This window comes from Helicobacter saguini (assembly GCF_000762875.2).
Classification (GTDB): Bacteria; Campylobacterota; Campylobacteria; order Campylobacterales; family Helicobacteraceae; genus Helicobacter_A; species Helicobacter_A saguini.
In genome coordinates, this window is sequence record NZ_JRMP02000004.1 from 186,065 (window position 1) to 196,586 (window position 10,522).

Annotated in this window: 9 protein-coding genes and 1 pseudogene; 2 read left to right on the top strand and 8 right to left on the bottom strand. The window is 33.4% G+C overall.

Annotated elements, in window-relative coordinates:
• Positions 1–2 precede the first annotated feature (2 nt).
• Together LS64_RS03920 and LS64_RS03925 are read right to left on the bottom strand one after the other, a co-directional pair.
• The gene (locus tag LS64_RS03920) at positions 3–524 is read right to left on the bottom strand and encodes a gamma carbonic anhydrase family protein (RefSeq protein WP_034572759.1); all 522 of its coding nucleotides are present in this window, start codon (positions 522–524) and stop codon (positions 3–5) included.
• Positions 525–704: 180 nt separating this feature from the next.
• Entirely contained in the window at positions 705–1,103 is a 399-nt protein-coding gene (locus LS64_RS03925; protein WP_034572756.1) for a pyridoxamine 5'-phosphate oxidase family protein, read from the bottom strand.
• 96 nt (positions 1,104–1,199) lie between these two features.
• On the opposite strand from LS64_RS03925, the gene ruvC reads away from it, so the two are divergent.
• A complete protein-coding gene (gene ruvC / locus LS64_RS03930) occupies positions 1,200–1,676 on the top strand; it encodes a crossover junction endodeoxyribonuclease RuvC (protein WP_034572753.1) in 477 nt (158 codons plus the stop codon).
• 5 nt (positions 1,677–1,681) lie between these two features.
• On the opposite strand, the gene ruvB is transcribed toward ruvC, so the two are convergent.
• The 3 genes from ruvB to LS64_RS03945 form a co-directional block, all read right to left on the bottom strand.
• Positions 1,682–2,716: a Holliday junction branch migration DNA helicase RuvB gene (gene ruvB, locus LS64_RS03935; RefSeq protein WP_052062569.1), complete on the bottom strand. Its 1,035-nt coding sequence runs from the start codon at positions 2,714–2,716 to the stop codon at positions 1,682–1,684.
• A gap of 74 nt (positions 2,717–2,790) precedes the next feature.
• The gene (locus LS64_RS03940) at positions 2,791–4,518 is read right to left on the bottom strand and encodes a lactate permease LctP family transporter (protein ID WP_034572750.1); all 1,728 of its coding nucleotides are present in this window, start codon (positions 4,516–4,518) and stop codon (positions 2,791–2,793) included.
• Between the two features lie 279 nt (positions 4,519–4,797).
• Positions 4,798–5,277: a DUF4149 domain-containing protein gene (locus LS64_RS03945; RefSeq protein WP_034572748.1), complete on the bottom strand. Its 480-nt coding sequence runs from the start codon at positions 5,275–5,277 to the stop codon at positions 4,798–4,800.
• A gap of 187 nt (positions 5,278–5,464) precedes the next feature.
• On the opposite strand from LS64_RS03945, the gene LS64_RS03950 reads away from it, so the two are divergent.
• On the top strand, positions 5,465–7,042 hold the full coding sequence (locus LS64_RS03950) for a hypothetical protein (RefSeq protein ID WP_034572745.1): 1,578 nt from the start codon (positions 5,465–5,467) through the stop codon (positions 7,040–7,042).
• Here LS64_RS03950 and LS64_RS03955 read toward each other — a convergent pair.
• The 3 genes and pseudogenes from LS64_RS03955 to LS64_RS12340 form a co-directional block, all read right to left on the bottom strand.
• Positions 7,029–7,815, bottom strand: a pseudogene (locus LS64_RS03955) (IS1595 family transposase). The gene LS64_RS03950 and the pseudogene LS64_RS03955 sit on opposite strands and share 14 nt — an antisense overlap.
• Positions 7,816–7,883: 68 nt before the next feature.
• Positions 7,884–9,134, bottom strand: coding sequence for a hypothetical protein (locus LS64_RS03960; protein WP_034569392.1), 1,251 nt, complete (start codon positions 9,132–9,134; stop codon positions 7,884–7,886).
• Between the two features lies 1 nt (position 9,135).
• Positions 9,136–10,522 (bottom strand): hypothetical protein (locus LS64_RS12340; protein ID WP_161976969.1); only part of this gene is annotated, 1,387 nt, incomplete at its 5' end.

A 10,522-nucleotide genomic window follows, 5' to 3' on the forward strand; every position in this document is an offset into this window, starting at 1 on the left:
TTCTACAAAAAGTCATTCTTAAAGCCCACGTATCTAATAGCAGAGTTTGCAATTTCCTCAATTTCTTCTTGTTTTAATTCACGAACAAATTTTGCCGGACTACCTAAAATCAAAGAATTTGGCGGAAACTTTTTACCTTTTGTAACAACTGCACCCGCACCCACAATAGAATTGTTACCAATCTCTACATCATCCATCACAATCGCCCCCATCCCAATCAGGCAATTATCATCAATTTTACACGCATGGATAATGCAATTATGCCCAATTGTTACATTTTTACCAATTATCACAGGGAAGCCCTGCGGATTTTGCACGTCCTTATGCCACACATGAATGGTCGTCAAATCCTGCACGTTGGTATTTTCGCCAATCTGTATCAAATTCACATCACCACGCAGCACGCAATTATACCAAATGCTAACATTATCACCCAAAATCACATCGCCAATAACCTTCGCACCATCGCAAATTAGGACATCCTTGCCAACTTTTGGCTCTTTATCTTTAAACTTTATTAGCATATTTTCTCCCTTTTTAAAACAATATTTAGATTTTAAAATCTATCACATAAAGATAGACTTAAATCTGCTAAGATTCTTAAGAGTATCATTTTTTAAACATCTTTGCAATAATTAGTATTTAATTTTAGAAAGTATTTTAAAATAGATTCCAAAAAGTTATATAAAATATTATCATAGAATCTAATCTATCTCAATAACCTTAGTTTCACCTTTTATGTGAATTTCAGCCCTAATTTCACTTAGATAAAACACGCTAAAACGCGGGTCATCCACGCTTTTAAAGCTTGAATTTGGTCGCTGCATATACATATTTTTGATTAGCTTATCATCACTAAACACCACGCGTGCATAGATTCTAATCCAGCTAAAATCACTGCCACACACGCAAATACACACATTTGGATTGTCCTGCAGTTGCTTAAACATCGGCTTATCATTATTCATACAATACCAAATCCTGCCATTGCAAAGCGCCGCAGAGCCGATAGGACGCGACACAGGCTTATTATCCACGCTCGTGCTAAAGATTTGAATGCGATTAGATTCTAAAAAACTCATAATTTCTTGCAATTTTTCCATAAATTCATCCTTTTATAAACGTAAAAAAGAATTAGATTCTAGTATAAAAATTAGTATAATGTTGCATTTTACTTAAAATTATAATATGGAGAGTTTATGCTAATTTTAGGGATTGACCCGGGGAGTAGGGTGTGTGGGTATGGCATTATTTCTGTGGAAAATTTTACGCCTAGCCTAATTGATGCGGGTGTGATAAAGATTGAGACGCGCGAGCTGCAGCACCAAATTGTCGAGTTTGTCGAGGGAATTGACTTAATTTTTAAGACTTATGAGATAGAGCAAGTCGCGATGGAGGGCATTTTTTATGCACATAATCCGCAAAGTGTGATAAAACTAGCGCAATTTCGCGGGGCAATCAGCCTAAAAATCTTGCAAGAAATCGGCAATTTCGCCGAATACACGCCACTGCAAGTCAAAAAAGCCCTAACAGGCAATGGAAAAGCCGACAAAAAACAAGTCGCATTTATGGTGAAAAATATGCTAAAAATTACCTGTGAGATAAAGCCGCTAGACATCACGGACGCCCTTGCAGTCGCACTTACACACGCACAGGCTTTGCGGTATAGAATCTAAACTCCCTAAAACAAGCCGCTATCTTTTTTCCCAAACAAATTCGCACTTTTATATGTGGCGATGCGACCCTTTGCCGTGCGTTCGATATAGCCATTCGCAAGTAAATAGGGCTCAATCACATCCTCAATCGTGCCCTCATCCTCGCTCATAGCCGCCGCCAAAGTATTAAGCCCAATCGCACGCCCATTCGCCCCACACAAAATCTCCAAATACCGCAAATCCATCTCATCAAAGCCCAAATCATTCACCCCAAGCTCACCCAAAGCATACCGCGTAATCTCACAATCAATCACATCCATATCCTGCACCTGCGCGAAATCACGCACCCGTTTCAAAAGCCGCAGGGCAATTCGCGGCGTCCCACGCGAACGTTTTGCTATCTCACTTGCACTATCATCTAAAATCTTGTAGTTTAGCGTCTTGCACGCCCTTTTAATGATTTCAGCCAGCTCACTTACACTATAAAACTCAAGCTTTGCAGTAATCCCAAACCTATCACGCAGGGGGTTTGATAGCATCCCAGCACGCGTAGTCGCGCCAATTAGCGTAAAGGGTCGCAAGTCAATCTTAAGCGTTTGCGCCGCAGCGCCCTGTCCTACGATAATATCAAGGCGAAAATCCTCCATAGCAGGATACAAAATCTCCTCAATTGCTGGGCTAAGGCGGTGAATCTCATCGATAAAAAGCACATCGCCATCATTTAAATTCGTCATAATCGCAGCCAAATCGCCCGCTTTTTCAATCATAGGCGCGGCACTAACCTTGATATTTGCACCCATTTCATTTGCGATGATGTGGCTTAAAGTCGTCTTACCAAGCCCTGGCGGACCAAAGAAAAGGATGTGGTCAAGGCACTCGCTTCGCTTTTTACTCGCCTGAATTGAAACCTGCAAAATCCGCTTTATTTTCTCCTGCCCGATGTAGTTATCCCACGACTTAGGACGCAACGAAGTCTCGCTAGTATCGTCACTTTTATTTTTTTCTTGCGATAAGATTCTGTCATCTTGCTCTATGTTATTTATAATGGAGAGTTTTTTCATTAAGTTTTGCCTTATTTATAGAATCTTTGTAGGAATTTTAACAAAAAAATTAGAATCTAGATTCTATGGAATCTTTATGTTGGGATTATCCACGGGATGAAGTAGAATGTGATAAGGTTTGCGATGCCTATGCCGATGGCTAGGATGACGGAGTATTTTATGGTGAAACGCAATACTTCGCTCTCGCGCCCTACAAGTCCTACGACTGACGCGGCGACTGCGATTGACTGCAGTGAAATCATCTTGCCTGTGCCGCCACCTACGGCGTTTGATGCTAGTAAAAGCACTTCATTTACGCCTAGCTGATTTGCCGTTAGCTTTTGCAGTGAGCCAAATAGCAGGTTTGCACTAGTCACACTACCTGTTAATACCACGCCTAGCCAGCCTACAATAGGTGAGAAAAAGATAAATGCGTGCTGCGTTTTAGATAGTGCCAAAGCCAAAGTAGCCGAGATTCCGCTGTAGTTTGAGATATACGCAAATGCTAGGACTAAGCAAATCGTAAAAATTGCGATTTTCATCTCATTTATCGTCTCTGTAAATGCGGAGAGCGCGTCTTTTGCGCTAACTTTTAGCACAATAATTGTGATAAATGCGGTTAAAAAGATTGCCGTTCCCACTGCGTTTATCAATGAAATACTAAAAGTGCTTTTCACAGGCGTATCAATATTGACAATGGGTTGCGTTTGAATTATCCCTGCTAGCTCGCTAAAACTAAGGGTAATAACGCTCCCGCTTAATGCCCCATCGCCCTTAAAAAGTGCGGAGAATGCGGGCAGTGTCCATATCGCAATAATCACAATCAAGATTCCAAATGGAGCGCCAGATAGCAAAATATCCTTTGTGCTATAAGGCAATTTGACCTTGTTAGAATCTATCAAAGCCTTAGAATCTGCACTCTCAAAATCCGCTTCACGTGGCGGCTGCGATTTTATCGCAACACTTCCGCTATTTTGATTCGCACTAGATTCTACATTTAGTATCGCTTTTGGCTTCCAAAGCTTCAAAAATGTCCCCACACACGCCACAGAAAACACACCAGCGGTGATGTCAGGGAGCTGTGGTCCCAAAATCGATGCGGTTAGAATCTTAGCGACAACAAAACTTGCCCCAGCGACAAAACACACGGGCGCGGCGTCCTTTACGCCCTTTAAGCCATTCATAATAAAGACTAGCAAAAATGGTATGAAAAATGAGAATGGTGCGAGCATTATCGCGCTCATCGTGGAGATTTTGATAGAATCTACATTCACTAAATCGGCTAATGCGGTCACAGGAATGCCCACTGCGCCGTAAGTTGCGGGGGGTAAGTTTGCAATTAAACACAAACCGGCGGCTTGAATGGGCTTAATACCGATGCCTACAAGCAAAGCTGCGGTTATCGCCACAGGCGCGCCAAAGCCGATTGCCCCTTCTAAAAACGCACCAAAACAATACGCAATAAGTATCACTTGGAATCTTTGGTCAGGCGTGATTGAAATGATACTAGCTTTTAGAATTTCAAAATAACCAGATTTGATACTTAGTTTATAAAGGAAAATCGCAGCGATGATTATCCAGCCGATAGGGAAAAGCCCGAAAAGTGCGCCATATAGTAGGCTATAGAGTGCCTTGCTAGTTGGCATATGATAGACAAAAATCGCTATTAGTGTAGCGAGTAAAACCGCGATAAATGCGGCGGTGTAACCCTTTAGCTTGAAAACCATAAGTGAAAGGAAAAATACGATAATGGGAATGACTGCCACGCTAGCAGATAGCCAGACATTATTTAGCGGGTCGTAGTTTTGCTGCCAGATTGACATTGTTGCTCCTTTTGTTTTGGAATCTTTAACTTATTAAGCTTATGTTGTTTGTCTTATTGAAATTTAGAATCTAGATTCTAAGATTAATTATCAAAAGACATTAAAATGATTTTGTGAAATTATTACAAAACTTTAAAAAAGATTCCATAAATTTGTGTAAAAATATAACATTTTAGAATCTAGATATTACATAAAGTAACGTTTATTTGAATGAAAGGATAGAATCTAAAAAATAGATTCTAAAAAATCTAGGCTAAAATTATTTTTCACACCATTTTTTTATAACATTTTTTTATAAATGCGCCAGACAAATAAAACGCTCAAACTACACATTAGAATCTGGGAAACATGGCGACTTTGCGTGTGTAGCTTGTCAAAATGCTCTTTATCACTCAAATTCTCACTATTTAGCAAAAATGGCATATAATACCACACAAAAAGTGCGATACACACGACACTTACGATACCCAAAATTAGCCAAAAAATGCTATATTTCTCATTTTTACGCAAAAGTAGGAAGCTAACTATCTCGTAAATGCAAATGATGATTAGCAAAAACTGCAAATAGCCACCAAGTCGCACGAAAATCTGCCCCATTACAATGCCACCTTCATAAGTGCCAATGCTATCCATTCCTAGAATCTTACTCATATTAAAAACCACAGGCGCAGCAAACGCACCACACGCGATAATAGCCCCCACGCCAATCCCTAAAAATAGCAAGTAAAGCGGCTCTGTAACCCTAAAAAACTTATTCATATTTTTCCTTTTTCGCACTAATTTTTTACCATAAAAATTATAGAATCTATAACTTTAAAAAGCAAAATTTATAAATAATTATAGCAAAAAACACGAAATAAAATAATAAGAATGATTTTAAGGAAAATTAAATACTAACATAAAAATGGTTATATGCTATAATTAGCTTTATTTTTTAAGGGGTAATATGAGTGATATTTTAAAACTTGCATTAGAAGATGGTAGTATAGAGGCAAATAAAGATTTAGAAAATGATATTAAGGCTAGATTTGAAAAGATAAAAAAAGATTCTATACAAGAGGATAAAAGTCAAGATTCTAGCTTATTAAGGCAAGATTTAGAATCTAAATTTAAGCAAATTAAAAATGAAGATTCTAATTTGCAAGAAACAAAGCAAAATACAAATCAACATATAGAGCAAGATACAAATCAAGAAGCACTAAAAGAACTACAACATTTAGAAAATGAAATAAATGAAATACAAGAAAATAGACAAGATTTAGAATCTAAAGTAAATTCTATATTAATGGAATCTAATGAGCCATCACTACAAAATCAAGAAAACGAGCAAGAGCAAATAAATCAAGCACAAGAGCCACACATACAAAATGAAATAGAAAATACACAACAAACTAATGATAATGAAAATCTACAAGAACAACAAGATATACAAAATTATATAAACGAACAACAAGATTTAGATTCTATAGAATCTAATGAGGAAATATATAATGAAAACTACGAAAATATAGAATCTAGCAATGAAAATTATGAAATAAATAATGAAATAAATAATATAAAGCAAAATATAGAATCTAATCTAAGAAAAACAGGCAAAATAAAAGAAACTAAAGAGCTTAATACAAATAAAGAAAATATAGGCGCTAAAGAATGGGTTGAGTTTGGCTTTTATTTGATAGCGACTTATCTTTTGGCTACGAGATTTATTCGTGTTGGCAAGATAATATTTATTATATTTTTTTCTATGTTATTTTTTGAAATATGTGAATTAGATGGCTTTGCGTTTAATACTTTTTGGCTTGGAGCAATTTGGCTTATATTACTTTTAAGTGTGCGATATGATTTTTTAGCGATAAAGTTAAATAAAACGTGGTCTAGCACAAATTTTAGCAAAAATTTATTATTTAAAAATGTGAAAACATTTAATCTTATTTTTGCGGTTTTCTTTATTGTATTTTTAGGGTTTTATGTGAGTGATGGTTATAGGAGTGCTTGGTTTGCATTTTTTGCATTATTGCCTTTGAATCTTTATTATAAAAGAGCGGAATTTATCGCAAATACAATTACTATAACAACAAAATGGGCTACAAGTGTAGATTCTAAAAGCTATAGCTTAGTTGGGTCAATTGATTATAAAAGTCATAAAAATACATTATTTGAAAACTTTGAAGAAAAACAAATACAAAAGCAAAAAGAAATATTACGAAAAATTGTGGATGAAACATTAAATGAACTAGATAATCAAGGCTTAATAATTTTGCAAAAATTAGGGCGCGAGCAATATATTTTGGGAAAAGAATTTTGCTCAAGCTTAATTGAATACGCAAATAATATCGTGCGAAATAGCGATAGAATCTCCGCTAAAGCTGCCTTAGAAAAGCTAAAGGCTAAAATAACTCTAGACCCATTAGGTGTAGAAGATGTGTTTATTCTAACAGAAAGTGTGCAAAAATGTATATTTGATACAGATGAATATTATGTGCATTATTTTCATTTGGATAAATATAGGCTCAAGACAACTTAAGCGGATGTTTTCTAATCAATTTTAGTAAAATTTTATACAAATCTTTACCTTCATTTTTCTAAAGAAACTTCGTTTTGACATTATATCTAAATTACTAAAGAAACTTCGTTTTCTAAAGAAGCTACGCTTTCTGTTTCTTTTAAATGTAGGTAAAAATTTTCTTTTTTTATACCTTTAAATTTTGCTAATCTATGTTTCGCATAACCCCAAAAATTCTCAATTCCATTGATGTGATTTTTACCATTTACGAACTCATTTTCACTATGTTTCACTCTATAATGCGCCAACGCTCCATAATCAACTAAAGCATCATAAGATTTCCAAATATCAATATGGTTTCGCTATAAATTATAGAATCTTTAAGGGCTGAAAACTGCGTTATTATCGGCATTAGCTCGGTCTTGGAGCAATTTTTTACAATTTGTGTATATACCTTTCCATTGCGCTTTAGCATGCCAAACACAGGCGTTTTTTTGCTAGCTCCTCTGCCTTTTTTACCCTTTACTCTTTTTGGTCCAAAATAAGATTCATCCACTTCAATTTCACCTTTTAATTGTGAAATATTTTCGCATTCTTTTGCCATTAATTTGCGAATTTCTTTGAAGATTTTGTTAAGAGAATTTCTAGAAATTTTGCAAATTTTTGCGATTTTTACCGCCTCAAAACGCAGTTTCTTTAGTAATATCAAGACAAAAATGCCACAAAATCTCTCTAAATTTAGCCTCCGAAATTCGTGAACGTATTATAAACCCATTTTTCATCGGTGTAATCATAACTTAAAGCCCATTACAAAAGAGCTTAAGTTGTCTTGAGCCTTTGTTTTTTAAAACATATATTATATTCACTCAGGTCTTAAATCTAGTTTATCCATCATTTCTTTACTCCAGCCTTGTGGTGGATTTGCTTTAGATGGATAGATTCTAGGGTAGAATTCTACGAAAGTGTTTTTGTTTTCTTTTAGTTCGAAGTAATAATTACCCAAAGGAGAAGGAGAAAATGTTGGTTGGTTATAGTCCATATCATAGTTACCAAATGGATCTTTTACAAATTGATTTAGTGAATAAAATGATGGTTGGTTACCAAACCAATTTCCCTTTTCACCAGAAACAAAATAATGTGTGGGCACTATATTAAAAAAATCTGTTGGTCTATAAACAAACCTATAACAATCTGTATATAACATTCTGTCAAATTCTATATCTTTATTAAAAAAATCATCAATGTTGTATCCTTTGTACGCAGCGATATTAAACAACAAATTGTTTCTATCTACTAATACTCCTTGATAGTATGTTACAAGAAAATCTTTTAAGCTCCATACTAAATAAGCATAAAATAATTCGCTAAAAAAAGGAATATTATTGTCTATATTTTGCGTTTTCATATAATCTAGTGTTATTATACTTTCTTGCTTATAATTCTCCCAAAATTGTTCTTGTTCTAAACGTCTTTGGTCTGGATCTTGTGTGGAATAAGTGATTGTTTTTTCATATTTAATAAGTTTTTTGTCAGCCGCTTCTTGTCTTATAATGTCATTTAGATAATATCCCTTTATTCCACCATATTCATTTATAGAATCTATATAGTTTTTTATAAGATTTGCATTCAAATTGTGTAAGTATTTAAAATAGCTTACAATCTGTTCTTTAGTTAAAACAATATTTTTCTTTGTTCTTTCACAAAATATAGGTATATGATTTGGTGTAAAAGGTTCTTTTATTTCTACAAGGTCTATGGATTTAATGTTTCCATTGTAGATTTCTACAATTTTATAATCTACCTTCCTTTTTCCTATATATTTATCATTTTTTTCATTAAGCCATAAAGTGGTTAGTTTAGATACTTCATTACCAAGATTTTCTAAGCTAGATGGGATATACAAAGGAGCTAGATTCCCAACTGTATTTTTTTGAAATATAATTTTTCCTAGATAGATTCCTGTTTTGTTTGGTAATACATAATCATCGTATTTAGGACACCAATTTTCTACGCAATTAATATTTGTATTAATAGCTAGATATATTTCTTTATGCTCTCTTAAATTTAATAGTTTATCGTGGTTTGCTTTATCTCGTGATAATTCTCTTGACATGTTATTCTCCATATATTTTAGTGATAAACATATTTGCTACTATCCTAGCATCTCGCTCTTTTGGAGATATGTAATATAATGGTGAACTATTAGAATTACTTTCTTTGTAAGTTTTGTTATTACATACATTAGCTTCTTTATCAAATTTAGCACATTCTTTATTATACATATCAAATATTTTAGCAAATGAAGCATTAAAGTATGTATAGTATATAAAATGTAAAATTATATTATTTTTAAGATTATGATTTGCACTCAAACGCACAACATAATTTATATAAAAATGTCTATATTCATGCACAATAGTATCTATTAATTGTTTTAAATCAACATTAGCATTAATTGTAAGTGTATTATATCCACTATTGTAAACTCCTGCGGTGTTGGTTTCTTCAATTGTTAGGTTTAAAATCTCAAGTATTGGCACATCATTTTTTATTTTTAATGTTTTATGGATACTATTTATGAAATTTGTCATAAGATTTTCTTTGTTTATAGTTTCATCTTGTTTTATATACGCTCTCTCAAACTTCTGCTTATATTTATCATTATAAAGCATTGCTATCTTTTCTGCAAAATCGATTCTATCATCTAAATATTCTTGTCCTACAAGATATGTATTATTTTTAATGTAATGTTTTGTATTTATACAATCATATATATTAGTGCTTGTTATATTTTTTATAAACTTTTCATCTATTAAGTCAAATCTATAACATATATATGCTAATTTTCCTGCTAATTGAGGATATGCTTGATAATAATTAAAATAGTTAAATGTTAATTTTTTATATTTTGCTAAAAATCTATCGTAATTATCATAGTTAAATCTTAACAATTCAATAGCTTCTTGCAAACTATTAATGCTATCTAGTGTATTCCATTTTTCTAATTCTTGATTTATGCTTTTTGTGTCATATTTATATATTAAGTTAGCTCTTGTTTCTTTTTCTTTTATTTCTCTGCTATCTTCTCCAACCTGAAAGCTCATATCTATAATTACATGAGAATCTTTTATTGTTGGTTGAATATCTTGGTGTGCAAATATAATTATATAGTACTTGCTTGATGGATAAATAAGTTTTTCTAAAGGTAAAGAAAATCCTATTATTTCATTATTTTGTGAGTTTATTATATTTACATTATAAGCTTGGTTTACGCCATTAGAATCTACAAGTTTAGTTAATTTAAGTGGTTTACTACTACTTTTTATTTCTTGTAGTCTTTCATCATTAAAAGCTATCGCAAAACTCCAATTAATTTTATTTATATTATTATCTATTAATTTAAATTCAATATAAGTGCCAGGTGCAAATGGTTTAGTTATATCAGCATATACTTTTTGGCTATCTATATTAGAATCTGTTTTGTGTATTATTATTTGTGTA